16 protein-coding genes are annotated in these 17,150 nt (G+C 66.3%); 2 read left to right on the forward strand and 14 right to left on the reverse strand.

The window, feature by feature from the left end:
• Positions 1 to 7 precede the first annotated feature (7 nt).
• The 5 genes from ACE191_RS19745 to ACE191_RS19765 all read right to left on the reverse strand — a co-directional run bounded on the left by ACE191_RS19745 (position 8) and on the right by ACE191_RS19765 (position 3,765).
• The gene (locus ACE191_RS19745; protein ID WP_400193966.1) at positions 8 to 1,573 is read right to left on the reverse strand and encodes a polyamine aminopropyltransferase; all 1,566 of its coding nucleotides are present in this window, start codon (positions 1,571 to 1,573) and stop codon (positions 8 to 10) included.
• Positions 1,566 to 1,781 carry a DUF350 domain-containing protein gene (locus tag ACE191_RS19750; protein WP_400193967.1) on the reverse strand — a complete coding sequence of 72 codons (216 nt, stop codon included), beginning with the start codon at positions 1,779 to 1,781 and terminating at the stop codon, positions 1,566 to 1,568. Before ACE191_RS19750 ends, ACE191_RS19745 begins: the two co-directional genes overlap by 8 nt.
• Positions 1,782 to 1,867: 86 nt before the next feature.
• On the reverse strand, positions 1,868 to 2,053 hold the full coding sequence (locus ACE191_RS19755) for a hypothetical protein (RefSeq protein WP_400193968.1): 186 nt from the start codon (positions 2,051 to 2,053) through the stop codon (positions 1,868 to 1,870).
• A gap of 57 nt (positions 2,054 to 2,110) precedes the next feature.
• Positions 2,111 to 3,415 carry a DUF4178 domain-containing protein gene (locus ACE191_RS19760; protein WP_400193969.1) on the reverse strand — a complete coding sequence of 435 codons (1,305 nt, stop codon included), beginning with the start codon at positions 3,413 to 3,415 and terminating at the stop codon, positions 2,111 to 2,113.
• Positions 3,412 to 3,765 carry an S-adenosylmethionine decarboxylase family protein gene (locus ACE191_RS19765; protein ID WP_400193970.1) on the reverse strand — a complete coding sequence of 118 codons (354 nt, stop codon included), beginning with the start codon at positions 3,763 to 3,765 and terminating at the stop codon, positions 3,412 to 3,414. Before ACE191_RS19765 ends, ACE191_RS19760 begins: the two co-directional genes overlap by 4 nt.
• Positions 3,766 to 4,099: 334 nt before the next feature.
• Between ACE191_RS19765 and ACE191_RS19770 the strand changes: the two genes are divergently transcribed.
• Positions 4,100 to 5,614, forward strand: a complete 1,515-nt coding sequence (locus ACE191_RS19770) for a PA14 domain-containing protein (RefSeq protein ID WP_400193971.1) — start codon at positions 4,100 to 4,102, stop codon at positions 5,612 to 5,614.
• A gap of 122 nt (positions 5,615 to 5,736) precedes the next feature.
• Here ACE191_RS19770 and ACE191_RS19775 read toward each other — a convergent pair whose 3' ends face one another.
• The 5 genes from ACE191_RS19775 to ACE191_RS19795 form a co-directional block, all read right to left on the reverse strand.
• Positions 5,737 to 6,444: a hypothetical protein gene (locus tag ACE191_RS19775; RefSeq protein ID WP_400193972.1), complete on the reverse strand. Its 708-nt coding sequence runs from the start codon at positions 6,442 to 6,444 to the stop codon at positions 5,737 to 5,739.
• A gap of 515 nt (positions 6,445 to 6,959) precedes the next feature.
• Positions 6,960 to 7,403, reverse strand: coding sequence for a hypothetical protein (locus ACE191_RS19780; protein WP_400193973.1), 444 nt, complete (start codon positions 7,401 to 7,403; stop codon positions 6,960 to 6,962).
• Between the two features lie 109 nt (positions 7,404 to 7,512).
• The gene (gene serA, locus ACE191_RS19785; protein ID WP_400193974.1) at positions 7,513 to 9,417 is read right to left on the reverse strand and encodes a phosphoglycerate dehydrogenase; all 1,905 of its coding nucleotides are present in this window, start codon (positions 9,415 to 9,417) and stop codon (positions 7,513 to 7,515) included.
• A 141-nt stretch (positions 9,418 to 9,558) separates the two neighbouring features.
• Positions 9,559 to 9,882 (reverse strand): hypothetical protein, encoded by a 324-nt coding sequence (locus ACE191_RS19790; RefSeq protein ID WP_400193975.1) that lies wholly within the window; start codon positions 9,880 to 9,882, stop codon positions 9,559 to 9,561.
• A gap of 102 nt (positions 9,883 to 9,984) precedes the next feature.
• The gene (locus tag ACE191_RS19795) at positions 9,985 to 10,698 is read right to left on the reverse strand and encodes a DUF421 domain-containing protein (RefSeq protein WP_400193976.1); all 714 of its coding nucleotides are present in this window, start codon (positions 10,696 to 10,698) and stop codon (positions 9,985 to 9,987) included.
• Positions 10,699 to 10,832: 134 nt separating this feature from the next.
• Here ACE191_RS19795 and ACE191_RS19800 point away from each other — a divergent pair, with 134 nt between their 5' ends.
• On the forward strand, positions 10,833 to 11,387 hold the full coding sequence (locus tag ACE191_RS19800) for an RNA polymerase sigma factor (protein ID WP_400193977.1): 555 nt from the start codon (positions 10,833 to 10,835) through the stop codon (positions 11,385 to 11,387).
• Between the two features lie 35 nt (positions 11,388 to 11,422).
• On the opposite strand, the gene ACE191_RS19805 is transcribed toward ACE191_RS19800, so the two are convergent.
• The 4 genes from ACE191_RS19805 to ACE191_RS19820 all read right to left on the reverse strand — a co-directional run bounded on the left by ACE191_RS19805 (position 11,423) and on the right by ACE191_RS19820 (position 16,864).
• Entirely contained in the window at positions 11,423 to 11,932 is a 510-nt protein-coding gene (locus tag ACE191_RS19805) for a GNAT family N-acetyltransferase (protein WP_400193978.1), read from the reverse strand.
• 292 nt (positions 11,933 to 12,224) lie between these two features.
• Positions 12,225 to 14,663, reverse strand: a complete 2,439-nt coding sequence (locus ACE191_RS19810) for an ABC transporter permease (protein WP_400193979.1) — start codon at positions 14,661 to 14,663, stop codon at positions 12,225 to 12,227.
• A 98-nt stretch (positions 14,664 to 14,761) separates the two neighbouring features.
• Complete coding sequence (locus ACE191_RS19815; protein ID WP_400193980.1) at positions 14,762 to 15,439, reverse strand: ABC transporter ATP-binding protein; 678 nt, start codon at positions 15,437 to 15,439, stop codon at positions 14,762 to 14,764.
• A gap of 171 nt (positions 15,440 to 15,610) precedes the next feature.
• Positions 15,611 to 16,864 (reverse strand): efflux RND transporter periplasmic adaptor subunit, encoded by a 1,254-nt coding sequence (locus tag ACE191_RS19820; RefSeq protein WP_400193981.1) that lies wholly within the window; start codon positions 16,862 to 16,864, stop codon positions 15,611 to 15,613.
• Positions 16,865 to 17,150 lie beyond the last annotated feature (286 nt).

Consider the following 17,150-nt stretch of genomic DNA (forward strand, 5'->3'; position numbering starts at 1 on the left):
GGGCTGCTTAGTGCGTGTAGGGGCCCCAGTCGTCCTCGAAGTAGTGCACCAGGGCTTGGTTGTTGAGCTGGTTGACTTCGGTGGGCAGCTCGCTCATGTCGGGCGGAAACACCAGCATCTGGCGGATAACCTGGGGCGTGACGTAGCGCAAACCCGCGGGCAGCGGCCCGTCGCCGCGCCAGTGACCGTTGCGGCCGGCCAGCACGTAGCCCCACTCGCCAAACGAGGGCACGTAGAGGTGGTAGGGAATGGTGTGGAAGCCCGCGGCCTGCAGGGTGTGGTTGATGCACCAGAACGAGCGGCGCGCCACGTAGGGCGAAGTGCTTTGCACCACCAGCAGCCCGCCGGGGGCCAGCAGCTTGTCCAGCTCGCGGTAGAAAGCGGTGGTGTAAAGCTTGCCGATGGAGTAGTTGGAGGGGTCGGGGAAGTCCACCACCAGCAGGTCGTAGCGGGTGGTGTCGCGGCGCACCCAGTGGTAGGCGTCGCCGTTGACGACCTGCACCCGGGCGTCGAGCAGGGCACGCTGGTTGAGGGCCAGCAGCAACTCGTTTTGCTGGAACAGGCGCGTCATGCCCGGGTCGAGGTCGACGAGGCGCACCTGCCGGAGCTGGGGGTACTTCAGCAGCTCGCGCACGGCCAGGCCGTCGCCGCCGCCCAGCACCAGGGCGCGGCGGGCGCGGGGCAGGGCCTGCATGGCCGGGTGCACCAGCGCCTCGTGGTAGCGGTACTCGTCCTGGGAGCTGAACTGCAGGTTGCCGTTGAGGAAGAGGCGCAGCTCGCGGTTGTTCTTGGTGAGCACGATGCGCTGGTAGGGCGTGCTTTTGCTGTAGATGACCTGGTCCTGAAACGCCAGGGTCTCGGTGTAGGTCTGAATGCGCTCGGCGAAGGCGAAGCCCACGGCCAGCACCAGCAGCGTGGCCACGATGACGCCGGTGAAGCGGCGGCGGTAGGGCTGGGTTTCGCGGAAGCGGTGGAGCACCACGCCCGCCACGGCCACGTTCAGCGCCCCGAAAAATAGGGCAGTGCGAATCAGCCCGAGCTGCGGCACCAGCACCAGCGGGAAAATGAGCGAGGCCAGCAGCGCGCCGATGTAGTCGAAGGTAAACACCTTCGACACCAGGTCCTTGAAGGCGTAGCGGTTTTCCAGAATCCGCATCAGCAGCGGAATTTCCAACCCGACCAGGATGCCGGTGAGGCCCACCAGCGCGTAGAGAATCAGCCGGAACGAGGTCACATACTCGAAGAGCACGAACAGCAGCGGGGCCGACAGTCCGCCCACGATGCCCACCAGGATTTCGAGGCGGATAAACCACTTGAGCAGGGGCGCGTCCAGAAAGCGCGACAGCCACGAGCCGATGCCCATCGAGAACAGATAGGCCCCGATGATGGTGGAGAACTGCATCACCGAGTCGCCGAGCAGGTAGGACGCCAGCGTGCCCGCAATCAGCTCGTAAATCAGCCCGCAGGTGGCAATGACGAACACCGAGCCCAGCAGCAGCGCCGGCAGCAGGTCGGGCGCGGGGCGGGTGCCTTCGGCTGGGCGGGGCGGCGTCAGCACGGGGTCGTTAGCCATGAATGGCCGAGCTGATGATCAGGGCCACGGCCAGCACGAAGGCCCCGGCAATGATGGCGAAGGCCGTGTTGTGCTCTTCCAGAATTTCGCGGCGCAGCGTGCGCGGGGCCAGCTTGTCGAACACGAAAAAGCAGATAAACAAAATGAATATGCCCAGCAGCGAGTAAATCAGGGAAGCCGCAATCAGCTTGGCGTTCAGGTATTCCATGCGGTGACAGGGTGAGATGGAGAGGAAGAGGAACCGGCGGCGGGGCGGCGAATGGTGCCGGTTTTGCCCCGGCGCGGCGCGCGGGATTATTTGTGCAGGAAACGGGCGCCGGAGCTGCCGGAGCGGCCCCCGCCGGTGCCGTTGAGGTTTTCGGTGCTTTCGTTGTCGTCGCCCAGCAGGCGGGTGCCGTGCAGGCCGGCCCACACAAAGCCACCCAGGGCCAGCAGCATGAGGGCGGCGTAAATGGGAAACTTGAGCAGGTTGCGTAGCATGGTAAAAGCCGAAGTGAAAGTGAAACGGGGCGGAAACGGCAAGCGCGGACGGCGGGCTTAGCTGGGGCCGTAGTCGCTGTTGGCCCAGCGCTGCTGCTCGTGGTAGCGCCGCCAGGCGTACAGGCCCACGGGGTAGGCAAACACCAGCAGCAGCAGCAAGATCAGGTTCGAGGGCAGGGCCGTGTTTTCGACTACCCGCAATTGCAGGGTGAGCGGCTGCACGGTCTCGGAAACGGGGTAGAGGTTGAGGTGGTAGCGGCCCGCGGGCACGCGGGCCAGCACGGCGCTGCCGCGGGTGCTGCCCTCGCTCCAGTTTTCGCCGCCCTCGTAGCCGTGGTAGTACTCGATGTTCTTGGTGAACTCAAAGTACTGGCCGCTCGACTCGTTGACCAGCGTCACGGGCAGCTCCAGCCACTGGTTGTTCACGCTCACGTCTACCTCCACTTCCAGGGCCGTGGGGCCGTGCACTTCGAAGGCGGGCGTGATGATGGGCGCCAGCTGGCCGGCCGGGGCGGCCCGCGCCGTGTCGGGCTGGGTGAAGTAGGTGGCGTGCAGCAGCTCGCGGAAGGGGCGGGCCTGCAGCAGCGTCAGCTGGGCCACGATGGCGGCAAAAGCCACTACCAGCGCAAACCCCAGCAGCGTCCGCCAATACGCCTCGGCTGGGGGCGGCTGCAGCGCGCCCACGCCCTGGCGCGGGGGCAGCTGCGCGGCGTCGAGGCCGAAGGCGACGGCCACCTGCTCGCGCTCCATGTGCTCGGCGCAGTACCAGTCGACGCTGCTGGCGCCTCGTTCCTGCACCAGCATGTAGGGCGGGGCAATGAACTCGGCCACCTTCAGCTTCTCGTCGGTGGTCACGTCCCAGTCGAACTCGCCCACGGCGAAGGGTACCCGCGGCGAGTAGCGGTTGTAGATGTCGTAGCGCCGGCCGTCCTCCGTGATGTGCGCGTCGTAGGTCTGGGGCTGGTGAATGCGAAACTCGCGGTTGGCGGGCTTGATGAACGTCCAGTGGCCCTCGAACACGGCCAGCTGGGCGTAGTGGTTGGGTGGGCTGAAGAGCACGTACTCGCCCCAGCGGTAGGCCGCCGACTTGGCCTCGTGGCGGGCCGTATAGCCCAGCACGCGGTAGGTCAGGCCGTCGGGCAGCTGGCCGGTGGCGCCCAGCGGCAGCACCTGCGGCACCGACTCGTTGCTGAAGTGGTGCAGCACCTTCGGGTTCTTGCCGTCACGGCCGTGCACCAGGCTGCGACACTTCGGGCAGGCAAAGAAAATGCTGTGCTCGGGGTCGTAGTAAGTCAGATCGGCGTGGCACTTGGGGCAGGTAAGCTGCGCCGAAACGAAGGAAGGAGCCGCCGGTTCACTCATCGGCGCAGCTCGGTTTTGCTTTGCTCGGTGGCTTCGAAAAACGCCAGCGTAGCCGCGTACAGCGCCTGCACGGTGGCCGAGTTGTCGCGCTGAAAGTTGGAGAGAAACACGTCGAAGGTCGCCAGGCCGAACTCGGGCCAGGTGTGAATGCTCAGGTGAGACTCGGTGAGGGCCACCACGGCCGTAAAGCCCCCGCCGGCGAAGCTGTGGTAGGCCTCGCCCACCTTCACCAGCCCCCGCGCCCGAATCTGCGCGTCGAAGAACGCCCGGCAGGCCTCCGCATCGATAAGCGGGCCGGCCGGGGCCGTGAAGGTGGCCAGCACGTGTAGCCCGGGAGTATAGGAGGTCATCGGATAGAGTAGGGCAGCGGCCGGGCCGGGCTATGAACGCTCAATAATACGCCGCGCCGCGCACAAGCCCAACTGGGCGGTGGCCGGAGTAGAATGGCAACTAAAAATGGGACGGGGCCGGTAAATGGCTGCCGGCCAGCCGGCCGGGCTGGCGTGGCTGGCTGATAAGGTGTAAATTCAACCCGCCGATTGGTGCATCACCCCGAAATTTCATCCTGTGCGTAGTCTTCTACTCTGCTCGTTGGTTGCCGGCCTCAGCGCCGGCGGTGTCAAGGCGGCCGAAGCGGCCCCGCTTGTCCTTCCCCCGCTGGCACCGGCTACGGCGCCCGCCCCCTTGGCTCTGCCGCTGCAGAGCGCGGGCACGGGCCTCACTGGCAGCTACTTCAGCAACGGCACCCTGGCCGGTGCCCCGGTGCTCAAGCGCCTCGACGCCACCATCGACTTCGACTGGGGCAAGGGCGCCCCGGCTCCCGAGCTGCCCACCGACAACTTCTCGGTACGCTGGGAAGGGCTGCTGGCCGCGCCCAGCACCGGCAACTACCGCTTTATTGCCCAGTCGGGCGACGAGGTGCGGCTGTGGATCAACGGCAAGAAGGTACTCGATACCTGGGCCGGCGCCAAGTTCATGGGCGGCAGCTCGGTGAGTTTGGCCGCGGGCGAGAAAACCACCATCCGCATCGAATACACCGACTCGGAGGGCGAAGCCCAGCTGCAATTGATGTGGGTGCCGCCCGGCCAGGCCGCGCAGCCCATTGCCGCCAACTTTCTGTACCCGCTGGGCTCACCCACCACTCCCGACCCGGCCGGTGCCGGCGGTGGCCCTGTAGCCGCCGTCGCGAAGCCCACGCCCAAGCCCGCCGCGCCGGTAGCGGCCAAACCCGCCGCCAAGCCCGCGCCCAAGCCCGCTGAAAAACCCGCGGCGAAGCCTGCTCCGGCCAAGGCCGTAGCCAAAGCGCCCGCGCCCAAGCCCGCCGAACCCAAGGCCAAACCCGCCAAGCCCGCCAAAACCGAGGAGGCCCCCGTCGAATTGGCCGCCGGGGTTTACGTGCTCACCTCGCGCACCACCGGCAAGCCCCTGGAAGTGGTCGACCCGGCCCGGCCCAACAGCCGCGCCTACCAGGCCGCCGCCGTGGGCAGCACCGGCGCCGCTGCGCCGGCCGCCGCCAACGACGCTCCGCGCTGGCGCATTGAAAGCCTGGGCAACGGTTACTACCGCCTGGCCGTGCCGGGCAACAACAAGGTGCTGGAAGTACTGGGCAGCTCCACCTCGAACGGCGCCGACCTGAGCTTGTGGACCTACTACAGCGGCAACAACCAGCTCTGGCGCATCGAGCCCACCGAGCACGGGTACTACAAGCTGCTGGCCAAGCACAGCAACAAGGCCCTCACGGCCAAGGACTCGGTGGAAGGCGGCCTGCAGCAGTGGCGCTACAGCGGCCGCGAAAACCAGCAGTGGAAACTGCAGCCCGTGACGGCCGAGGAAAGCGCGCCGGCCATTGCCGCCACGCTCAACCGCCCGGGAGTGGGCGCCAACCAGATGAGTTTGTACCCCAACCCCAGCAATGGCGTGGTGCAGCTGGCTTACTCGCTGCCCGAGCCCACGCCGGTGGGGTGGGTGGTGTACAACCAGCGCGGCGCGGCCGTGCGCATGTCGGACTACCGCCGGCGGCCGGCCGGGGCGCACCACCAGACCCTGGAACTCACCAGCCTGCCCCCCGGCGACTACTACCTGCACCTGACGGTGGGCACCAGCACCACCAAGCAGTCGTTGATGATTCGCCAGCACACTCCCGACGCGCCCGAAACTCCGGCGGCCTCGCCCGCGGTGGGCTCGACCAGCGGAGAATAAAGCATCGGGTAACCGAAAACGCCACCGGCGGCTCCTGCAGGAGCCGCCGGTGGCGTTTTTACTATCGGCTAGTCGGCTGGTCTGCTGCTTCGGCGACGCGTTGGGCCAGGGCGGCGGGTGGCCTAGCGGAAGGCGTAGCCCAGCTTGAAGCCTAGGGCCAGGGAGGGAATCACGCCGCCCTTACCGCTGAAGCTGTCTTCGGGGTGGGGCTGGCCCAGGCTCTGCGACTCGCGCACGTGGCGCAGGCCCAGGCCCAGAAACGAGTCGACGGTGAAGCCGCGGCGGCCGATGTGCTGGTAGCCCATCTTCAGGTGCAAACCTTTTTCCTGCAGCTTGATCTGGTAGTTCGACTCGGGCCCGCGCCGGGCCGGCGTCCAGTACGACGACACGCCCAGGATGTCGACCTGCTCGTACCAGTCGTAGGCTGGGGCCTCGTTGCTGTTGAAGTGTACCTGCTTGTAGAACAGCTGGCCGGCGGCGTAGAAGCCGCGCAGGGCCGGCTGGCGGCGCGAGAGGTAGCGGCGCAACTCAGTTTTCAGGTTCACGTTCAGGGCCCCGCGGTCGGTGCTTTGGAACTCCTTGTTGACGACGTCGGAGAGGTCAATCAGCGCATCATCGCGCAGCACGTAGCCCAAATCGAGCTGCCAGCCCAGCCGGGGCGCGACCTGCTTTTCGGCGCTCAGCCAGAGGGTGGTTTTGTGGGGAATGAGCAGATCGATGGGCGAAGTTTTCAGCACCAGGCCGCGGCGGGCGGGCGCGGAAGTAGAATCGGTTTGGGCCTGCGCGGCCCCGACCAGCCCGAGCAGGGCCAGCAATAGCAAGGATTTCATGGGCGGAGAGGCGGGCCGGGAAAGGGGGAAGGAGCGAGGTCCGCAGCTACCGCAAAAGTACCGCCCGGGTGGCCCCGGGCTGCACCCGCTGCCGCCGCATGATGATGTGAGGCCGGGGCGGCAAACCGGCTGTTGCGGGTGGTCGGGCTTATCGGCCCCGGTGAAGCTGGCCCGGCAACAGCGGGTTTGCGTTTGACGCGGTGGCGTTTGTTGCTGACGAGGTGGGGTAGATTGTTGGCGAGGTCGGGTTCGTCGTTGACAAGGTGGGGTTCGTCGTTGACGGGGTCGGGAAAATCGTTGTCGAGGTCGTAATAATCGTTGACAAGGTCGGGAATGTCGCTGACGAGGTCGGGAATATTGTTGGCGAGGTGGGGAATGTCGTTGACGAGGTCGGGAAAATCGTTGACAAGGTCGGATCTAGAAAGGTTGGCAGGGATAAATGCAACAAGGTGGTGATTTATCCTATTGGCGGGGTGAGTCGCTGCGCTTACGCGGCAATGCTACCTCGCCAGCTGTTACAGACGCGGTGGGGCTGGCGGAATTGACTGTAAGTGTCGGGTATTCCACTTCAATGCACCCTTAAAAATGGCGTAGCGGCCAGTATTACCTGTTTTCCGCAGCTGCCAGATCGGTGGGTTATAGTTGATTTCATCGTCAAGCGCCTGGTGCCGGCGCCGGCCGTACAGGTACAAACTGGCCACAGCCCGGAATCGGCTCAGCTGGGTTGTGTCAACCGTCCCCATCCGCTCGACCCCACTCGAAACCAATACCAGTTGCCGGCCAATCCAGGCATAGTGGCTGGGTAGATATTCATCCACGGCCCGTAGCGTAGTTCCCGCGCAAATGGTCAATTCCATCGTGTCGCGGGTATTGCGGTCGATGCTGAGGTAGCAGATGCTGCGCTCCGGCTCCTGTTGATGGTACGAGCGGATAATGCGCTGTAGTTCCGGTTCGAGCACCACCTGGGGCAGCTCAACCGCAGCCACTGCGCTTGTATCTACTTCAGCGTTAGGGCCGCGCCAACAACCACCGCGAGTATCAACCAACAGCCTTTTTGCATTGTCCGGCCTAATAAAGCACCCGGAACTTGATGGTGTGCTCCACCTCGCGCAGGGCCTGGATGACTTCCTGGTCGTACTCGCGGTTCACGTCGGTAATCACGTAGCCGATGTGCTCGTTGGTTTTCAGGTACTGGCCCAGGATGTTGACCTGGTGGGCGGCCAGCACGTGGTTGATGCGGGCCAGCACCCCGGGCACGTTCTGGTGAATGTGCATCAGGCGGTGGGCCTGCTGCTGGGCCGGCAGCTGAATGTTGGGCAGATTCACGCTCTGCTGGGTGTTGCCCGAGTTGATGTAGCCGATGATGCGCTCGGGCACGAACTCGGCGATGTTGCGCTGGGCCTCGGCCGTGCTGCCACCGATGTGGGGCGTGAGCAGCACGTTGGGCAGGCCGCGCAGCTCGCTCTCGAAGCCTTCGTCGTTGGTTTTGGGCTCGTGAGGGAACACATCCACGGCCGCGCCGCCCAAGTGGCCCGCGCGCAGGGCGGCGGCCAGCGCGGCCACGTCCACCACGTGGCCGCGGGCGTTGTTGAGCAGCAGCGCGCCGGGCTTCATCAAGGCCAGCTCGCGGGCCCCGATCAGGTTCCGGTTTTCGGGGCGGCCGTCCACGTGCAGGCTCACGATGTCGGCCTCCTGCAGCAGCTCGTCGAGGCTGCGCAGCTTGCGGGCGTTGCCCAGCTGCAGCTTTTCCTCGATGTCGTAGTACAGCACCTGCAGGCCCACGGCCTCGGCCACCACCGAGAGCTGCGCGCCGATGTTGCCGTAGCCCACGATGCCCAGCTTCTTGCCGCGGATTTCAAACGCCCCGCGCGCCGACTTGTCCCACTCGCCCCGGTGCATCTGCGCCGATTTTTCGGGCAGGCGCCGGGCCAGGCTGATGATTTCGCCCAGGGCCAGCTCCACCACCGAGCGGGTGTTGCTGAAGGGGGCGTTGAACACGGCCACGCCCCGGTGCAGGCAGCCCACTAGGTCAATCTGGTTGGTGCCGATGCAGAAGGCGCCCACGGCAATGAGGCGGTTGGCGGCCTCCAGCACCCGCGGCGTTACCTGGGTTTTGGAGCGGATGCCCAGGATGCTCACGCCCTCGATGCGCTGCACCAGCTCGTCTTCGTCGAGGCCGCCGGGAATGGTTTCCACCTGGTAGCCCTCGGCGCGGAACAGCTCGGCGGCGCGGGCGTCGGGGTTTTCGAGCAGCAGCACCCGGATGCGGTTTTTGGGGTAGCTCAACGTCATCGGCAGCTTGTTCTGGTAGAGAAATTCGTCGAAGGTGGGCGCCACCTCGTCGGCGCGGTCCACCACGGCCTCGCGGCTCACGTTTTCGGTGAAGGCGTAAAAGCGGTCGGCCAGCCCGGCCTCGCGGATCTGGTAGTCGGTGATGCCGTCGCCGAGCACGTACACCGCGGCGCCTTCCAGGCCCAGGCGGCGCAGCTGCTCGATTTTGCCGCCGTCGCGGCTCAGGGGGTTCTGCTCGTCGAAGCCGATGATGTTGCCGGCCGCATCGAAGCGGAAGGTGTTGGCCAGCACCTGCTCGGGCGGAATGCCGAACTCGGCCACCACCGGCTCGATGAACTCGCGAAACCCGCTGCTGACGATGTACACCCGGCCCGGGGCGTGCTCCTGAAAGAAGGCCTGGTTGCGGCGGATGCTCTCCGACACGCGGGTGTGCAGGTGCTCGACCAGCTCCTGCAGGTGTTCGCGCCGGGCCGGCAGCAAAGCCACCCGCCGCCGCAGCGACTCGCTGAACGACACCGAGCCGTCCATGCCCCCGTCGGTGAGGGCCTTGATTTCGGCCACGATGCGCGCCCGCTCGGGGTGGCCGCGCAGGGCAATGGCGGCCAGCTCGTCGAGCCCTTCTACCTGGGTAAAGGTGCTGTCGAAGTCGATGACGAGGTAGGGCAGGGCGGGGGTGGTCATGGCGGCAATATCGGCGGGAAATGCGAAGTGCCCGGGCTTTTTCCTGCGGCGGGCGGGCCGGGCCGCGCGGGCGGCCGGGTGCAAAAAGGCCCGGCCGCTTCGCAGCGGCCGGGCCAAACGATTGCGGAGCGGGGCTCCGGTTTAGTCGTCGATTTTGGCTTTCGACTTCTTGCGCTTGTCCTTGATCTTGGCGTCGGCCGGCATGGTCTTGATCGTGGTGCCCTGGGTTACGCCGGTGTTCGACTGCACGGGCACGCTGCCGGCGGTGCTCGACTCCACCGTGGTCGTGGTCGACTCGGTAGTGGTGGTGGCGGGCGTAGCCGGGGTAGCGGGCGTGGCCGGGGTGGCGGGCGTAGCCGGTACCGTGGTGGTTTGCTTGGTGGTGGTCGTCGTGGTGTTGGTCTGGGCCTGGGCCGAGAAAACACCCGCGGTGAGTAGGGCGGCGAAGACAACGAGCTTTTTCATGACTGCTTTCGGATTTCGTTGACGGAAGGCCGGCTTCGGCGGGAAGCGGCTTTTGAGGGGCTTAAACGGAGCCCGGCCGTGCGGGGTTGAGTTGGGCCGAACTCAGGCTACGCGCGGGTTGGTGCCGGCGGGCAGCCACTGCTGGCCGCGGCAGCGGGGGCAGGCGTGCACCTGGCCGGTTTTCAGCTCGGCCACGTGGCCACACTGGGTGCAGGCGTGCGCCCCGGCCTGGGCGGGTTGGGGGCGGGCCTGCGCCAGTTGCTCGGGCCAGATGGGCAGCCCCGGCCGCACGGGCTCGTCGGGCGGGTAGAAGAACACGCTGATTTCGCCGGTGGCCTCGAAGTAGAGCTTACGCACCTGCCCCAGGTGCTCGACCTGCAGCTGGCGCAGCTCACCAAACAGCTCCTTGTGGGTCAGGTTCTGCTGGTGCAGCGCCTCGATCTGAATCACGCCGTCTTCGATCAGGCAGGCGGGCTGGCCCTCGAGCCAGTCGCTGAAGCGCGGGAACCGCTCGGTGAGGTGGTTGAACAGCCAGTACAGCCCCACAATCACCACGAACACGGCCAGCACGTGCAGCAGGGGCACGTCGGGGTAGAACATGGCGTCGCCGGCGGCCGAGCCCAGGGCCAGGATGATGCTGAGCTCAAACAAGGACAGCTGCTTGACCTGTCGCCGGCCGGTGATGCGCAGGGTGGCCAGAATGAGCAGGTAAGTGACCACGCAGCGCAGCAGCACCTCGGCCAGAAACAGCGGCGGCATGTTGTCGGACCACAGCAGGCGCTGCCAGTCGAAGGGTTGAATGGTTTCCGGATTCATAAGCAGGGCCGGCGCCAAGAGCCGTGAGCCGCTAACGCAACCCGGGCGCCAACTGTTGAGCTGGGCAGCCCCGGCGTAGCTGCCGTAGCCGCCGGCCGCGAAACGCCGTATGTACTCGGATAGCCGCTACTTACATGCCATTTCCTACGTCTGCCGGAGCGTCGGGTGCCGATGAAACCGACCTGGTGCAGCGCCTCTACGCCCGCGACGAAGCCGCCATGACGCTGTTTTACGACTGCTACGGCCGCACGCTGTTTCATTTTATCGTGCGCATCGTGCGCAATCCGCTGGTGGCCGAAGACGTGCTGCAGGAGAGCATGGTCAAAATCTGGTTTGCCTTCGGGCGCTACGACGCCAAGCGCGGCCGCCTGTTTACCTGGGCCCTGAACGTGTGCCGCAACCAGGCGCTGGACACGCTGCGCACCCAGGCGCAGCGCCTGGCCGACCGCACCGGCGACCTGAGCGCGGCTACCGGCCTGCTGCCGGCCGAGCCAACCTTCGTGCCCGACCACTGCGACGTGCGCGCTTGCCTGCACCACCTGCGCCCGGCCTACCGGCGCATTATCGAGCTGCGCTACTTCACGGGGCTGTCGCAGGAGGAAGTGGCCGAAGAGCTGGGCCTGCCCCTGGGCACGGTGAAAACCCAGAACCGGGCTGCCCTGCGCCAGCTGGCTACTCTGTGGCGCTGAGCCATCGATTGGCCTGGGCCAGCCGGTCGCGGGAACTAAAGCAGCTTGTAGTAGTAGGCGGTGGCCAGCAGCACGCCGTCGGGGCTGGTGGCGTAGTGGGGAATTTCGCCCGCTTTCTGCCAGCCCAGGTGGCGGTAGATGGCCTCGGCCGGCGAGCCGGCGGCGGTGTCGAGCACCAGCAGGCTGCGCTGCTGCTGGCGGGCAAACGCCTCGATGGCGGCCAGCAGGCGCGAGGCCAGTCCCCGGCCGCGGGCCTGGCTTAATACCTGCAGCTTCTGCACCTCGGCGCGGTGCCGGCCGTTGGGCTTGGCGCAGAGGGCCAGCTGTCCGGTGCCCAGCACGGCGCCGTCGTCCTCGGCCACCCACAAGGCCAGCTCGGGCCCCAGGCCGGCGAAGATGCCCTGCCAGTAGGCCGTGGCCTCGGCCACTGTGAGCGTATCGAGAAAGCCCACCGAGGCCCCGCCCAGCACGGTGTCGAGCAGCAGCTGGGACAAACCCGGCAGCAGGGCCGGCTCGGGGTGAATAACGCGGCGAATGGTGAGCATGGCAGCGGCGAAGCAAGCGTGGAACGCCGCAAAGCTAGCGGCTCGCCGCAGTAAGCTCAGCCAGAGGCCGGCCGGCGAGTGGGTTTTGTCCTAAATGCGACGGTGGCAGGCGCGGTCCGGAAAGACTATACGGAGACTATCCGCACCCTATCCGCAGACTATACCCACGCTATGGGCAGGCTAGCGGCAGAATGCAATCGGCGGCGACCCGCTCCGGGGCCGTAGGGAGCCGGGAGCGGGCCGCCGCCGAGGCTGCGGGGGAGAACGTATAAGAGCCGGAAGCCGGCCGAACTTACTCGGTGCGCAGGCTGCGCACCGGGTTGGCGCGGGCCACGCTCACGGTTTGCGACACGATGGTGGCCAGGGCAATGGCCGCGGCGGCCAGCCCGGCCAGCGGAAACACCCACCAGGGCATGGGCACGCGGTAGGCAAAGTCCTGCAGCCAGCGGTGCATCACGTACCAGCTCAGCGGGAAGGCCAGCAGCGCGGCCACCAGCACCAGGCGCATAAAGTCGCGGGAGAGGAGCACCACGATGGTGCGGGTGCTGGCCCCGAGCACCTTGCGAATGCCGATTTCCTTGACGCGCTGGGTAATGGCAAACGAGGAGAGGCCAAACAGGCCCAGGCAGGCAATAAAGATGGCAATGCCGGCGAAGATGCCGAAGAGCAGGCTCTGGCGCTGCTCGGCCTGGTAGAGGCGGGCGTAGCTGTCGTCGAGGAAGGTGTAGGTGAAGGGCTGCTCGGGCAGAAACTCCTTCCAGGTGCGCTCCAGGTGGGCCAGGGAAGAAGCCACGTTGCCGCCGGTCAGCTTCACCGACAGCACGTTGTAGGAGGCCCGCGAGGTAACGGTGCTCAGAAACATGACCATGGGCACGATGGGCTGGTGCAGCGACTCGAAGTGGTAGTCTTCGGTGACGCCCAGCACCCGGCCCAGCACGCCGCCGTAGCGAAAGGACTGGCCCACGGCCTCGGCCGGCGACTTCCAGCCAATCATGCGCACGGCGGTTTCGTTGAGGATGTAGCCCATGGTATCGGTGGGGAAGGCCCGGGGGGCGAAGTTGCGCCCGGCGGCCAGTTTGATGCCGTACACGGGCAGGAAATGCTCGTCGATGCTGACGTACTTGACGTTGGCCGAGGTGGGCCGCAGCGAGTCGCCCACCGAGGCGGCGGCGTCGCTGGCGTCGAGCAGGCGGCCGGTGGGAATGCGCGAGGAGCGGCCCAGGGCCCGCACGCCGGTCTGCTGCTGCAGGGCGTGGCGGAAGGCTTCGTACTGCGGGCTGAGCGTCTGGGGGTAGGCCAGGTTCACAATCTGGTCGCGCTCGTAGCCCAGCGGGGCCTGCTGCAGGTAGCGCAGCTGCAGGCCTACCACGGCCGTGCCCACCAGCAGCCCGATGGACACCACGAACTGCACCACCACCAGCACCCGCCGGAAGGCCAGCCCGCCGCTGACTTTCATAAAGCCCTTCAGAATCTGCTGGGGCTGGAACGCCGACATGAACAAGGCCGGGTACAGCCCCGACAGCACGCCCACCACCAGCGGCAGCACCAGCAGGCCCAGCAGCACGGCGGGGCGCCAGAGCAGGGCGGGCGTGAGCTGGGTGCCGGCCAGGCGGCTGAGCCAGGGCAAAGCCAGCACCGTGCAGCCCACGGCCAGCGCGGTGGCCAGGGCCGTGATGAGCACCGACTCGCCCAGGAACTGCAGGATGATTTCGGAGCGCTGGGCCCCCACCACCTTGCGCACGCCCACTTCCTTGGCCCGCAATACCGCCCGGGCGGTCGACAGGTTCATGTAGTTGATGCAGGCAATGAGGAGCACAAACAGGGCAATGATGCCGAAGATGTACACCCGGTTGATGTCGCCGTTGGCCTCCAGCTCGTCGGCGCGGTTGGAGTGTAGGTGAATGTCGGTGAGGCGCTGCAGCTCCAGGCGGGTCATCTTGGAGGGCGCCACATAATCGGTGGCCCGCTTTTTCTGGGGCATGTGGCGGTCAAGGAAGGCCGGGAACTGCGCTTCCAATCGGGCTGGGTCGTAGTCGGCGGGCAGCTGCAGGTAGGTGTAGAAGGCGTTGTTGCTCCAGCTTGTGCGCAGGTTCCGCTCGCCATAGATGGTCGAGTCGTTGAGGGTGCTGAAGCTCACGAGCACGGCCGGGTGCAGGTGGGCGTTTTCGGGCAGGGCCTGGTACACGCCGGTGACCTTGCAGGCCAGCCGCCCGTCAATCTTGAGCTCCTGGTTCAGCGGGTCCTGGTCGCCGAAGTACTTGCGGGCCGCGCTTTGCTCCAGTATCACCGAGCGCGGCTCGCGCAGGGCCGTGCGGGCGTCGCCGCTGAGCATGCGCACCCCGAACAGATCCAGAAACGCCGGCTCGGAAAAAAACAGGCTGTCTTCGGTCAGGATGCGGTCCTGGTGGCGCACGGCTACGGGGCTGTAGAGAATCATGCGGCTCAGCTTCTCAATCTCCGGGAAGTCGTTTCGCAGCAGCGGCCCCACCACCGGCGCCACGGCCGCCAGCTGCAGCGTGGGGGCGCCGTCGGGGTTGTAGAAGGTGCGGGTGACGCGGTAGATACGGCCGGATTCGGGCACGCTGCGGTCGTAGCTGGTTTCGTGCAGGATGTAAGCCAGAATCAGCAGGCAGCAGGTCAGGCCCACGGTCAGCCCAAACAGGTTGATGGCCGAGGTGAGCTTGTGCTTGAGCAGGTTGCGCAGCGTGACGGTAAGGTAGTGGCGAAGCATGGCAGTAGCTGGAAGAAGGCCGGGGAGGGACGGGTAGCGAAGCTTGTTATCGGATGATAAGCGGGGCGGGGTAGCTCAGAAAGGCGGGCGCGAGGCTCCTAGGTCAGGATGTTTTCGGCTACAGTCTGCCCGTCGAGCATGCGCACGATGCGGTGGCTGTAGCGGGCGTCGTGCTCGGAGTGGGTGACCATGACGATGGTGGTGCCCTGCTCGTTGAGCTCCGCGAGCAGCTCCATCACCTCGTTGCCGTTCGAGGAGTCGAGGTTGCCGGTGGGCTCGTCGGCCAGGATCAGGCGGGGGCGGTTGACCACGGCCCGGGCCACGGCCACGCGCTGCTGCTGCCCGCCCGAGAGCTGCTGGGGGTAGTGGTTGCGCCGGTGCATGATGCGCATCTTGTCGAGCACCTCTTCCACCCGCTGTTTGCGCTCGGCGGCGGGCACGCCGGTGTACACCAGCGGCAGCTCCACGTTCTCGAACACGGTCAGCTCGTCGATCAGGTTGAACGACTGAAACACGAAGCCGATGGCGTGCTTGCGCAGCTGGGCGCGGCGGCGCTCGGAGTAGCCCACGGTTTCCTGGCCATCGAACACGAAGGAGCCCGCGTCGGGGTCGTCGAGCAAGCCCAGGATGTTGAGCAGGGTGCTTTTGCCGCAGCCCGAGGGCCCCATCACGGCCACGAACTCGCCCTCCTGCACCTGCAGGTTCAGAGCGTTGAGCACCACGGTTTCCACGTCCTCGGTGCGGTAGATTTTTTCCAGGTTGGCAATCTTGATCATAGCTGTGCGGGCGCGGGCCGGGGCTTGGGGTTGGGAGAAGACTGAAGAGAAAAGAGAAGCCGAAAAAGATGCGGCGCAGCCACCCGACCGGGCAACCAGATGTCGTTCACTCACCACGGGCCGGGGCACTTCCCGGCCGGGCGGCAGCGCCGCGTCTGAAAGGAAAGCGGGCTACTTGGCCAGCACCAGCTCCTGCATGGTGCCGAAGTTGTTGTAGCCCGAGGTAATGACCTTGTCGCCGGGGCGCAGGCCGCTGAGCACTTCGTAGTAGTCGGGGTTCTGGCGGCCCAGGCGCACGTCGGTGCGGTAGGCTGCCTTGCCGTCGGGCGTGAGCTTGAACACCCAGTTGCCGCCGGTTTGCTGGAAGAAGCCGCCCTTGGCCAGCAGCACGGCCTGGGTTTCGTCGCCCAGCGTGAGGCGCAGCTGCAGGGTCTGGCCGCGGCGGATGGCCTTGGGCACCTCGCCCACGAAGCTCATATCCACCTGAAACTGGCCGCCGCTCACCTGGGTGTACACCTTGCGAATCTGCAGCGGGTAGGTTTTGCCGCTCACGGTGCACTCGCCCTGCAACCCGGGAAAGATGCGCGAGATGTAGTGCTCGTCGATGTCGGCGCGCACCTTGAAGCCGCTCACCGCGTCGAGCTGGCCCAGGCGCTGGCCCTTGTTGATGCTCTGGCCGATTTCGGCGTCGAGCGAGGTGAGCTGCCCGTCGATGGGGGCGCGCACCACCAGGTCGCCCACCTTGCGGCGCATCAGCGTCAGCGCGTTCTGCATGCGGGCGTAGGAGCGGCCGGCCTGGCCCTGCTCGAGGCGGGTGGCCGAGGAGTCCTGGCGCAGGATGTCGCGGCTCAGGCGGCGGCGGCGGGTCTGGTAGCGGTAGGCGGCCTCGGCCTGCTTGAACTCCTGCAGGGCAATGACCTTCTGCTCGTAGAGGTTTTTCTGCAGCTGGTACACGCGCTCGGCTTCCTGGTAGGCGTTGTCGGCGTCGGCCAGCTGGTTGAGGCGGGAGTTGGTGTTCTGCTGGGCGGCGTTGCGCGAAATCTGCATCTGGGTGAGCAGGTTGAGCACGGCCGTTTCCTGGTTTACCAAACTCAGCTCCAGGTCGGCGTTGGAGAGGCGCAGCACGGGCTGGCCCTTCCGCATCAGGGCGCCGTCTTCCACGTACTTTTCCTCGACCCGGCCGCCCTCCAGCGCGTCGAGGTAGATGGTGGTTTCGGGCAGCACCACCCCGCTCACCGGAATAAACTCCTGGAAGGAGCCCCGGCGCACCTCGCTCACGGCCAGGCGGGCGGGGTCGACGTTGAGCTGGCTGGGGCCGGTGCCGAGGTAGTAGCTGCCCGCGGCCAGCAGCGCGGCCAGCGGCAGGCCGCCCATCAGCAGCACTTTGCGGGGCGTCCACTTGCGGGGGGTAATGGCTCGGTCCAAGGCGGTAGGTTTTTTTGCGGACCGCCGAAAAAATCTTCGGCGGCATTCTCCGTCTTCGGTGCCATTGCCGTGCCGAAGCCACAAGTAGATAATTTTCAATGCCTTACTGCTTAGCTGATTCCGCCCGGTGTTCGGTTTCGATACAGCCGCTGTGCGGTAGTGATACAGTCGATGCGCAGGCAGCGCCGGGCAGGCGGCGAGCGGGCCGTTTCGCGGCGGCGGCGGAGCTTGTTTTTGCCCCGGAAAATTGCCGTGCTTTGCTGCGGTACCCGTCCTGAGGCTGGCT

Source organism: Hymenobacter sp. B81 (genome assembly GCF_044628455.1).
Taxonomy (GTDB): domain Bacteria; phylum Bacteroidota; class Bacteroidia; order Cytophagales; family Hymenobacteraceae; genus Solirubrum.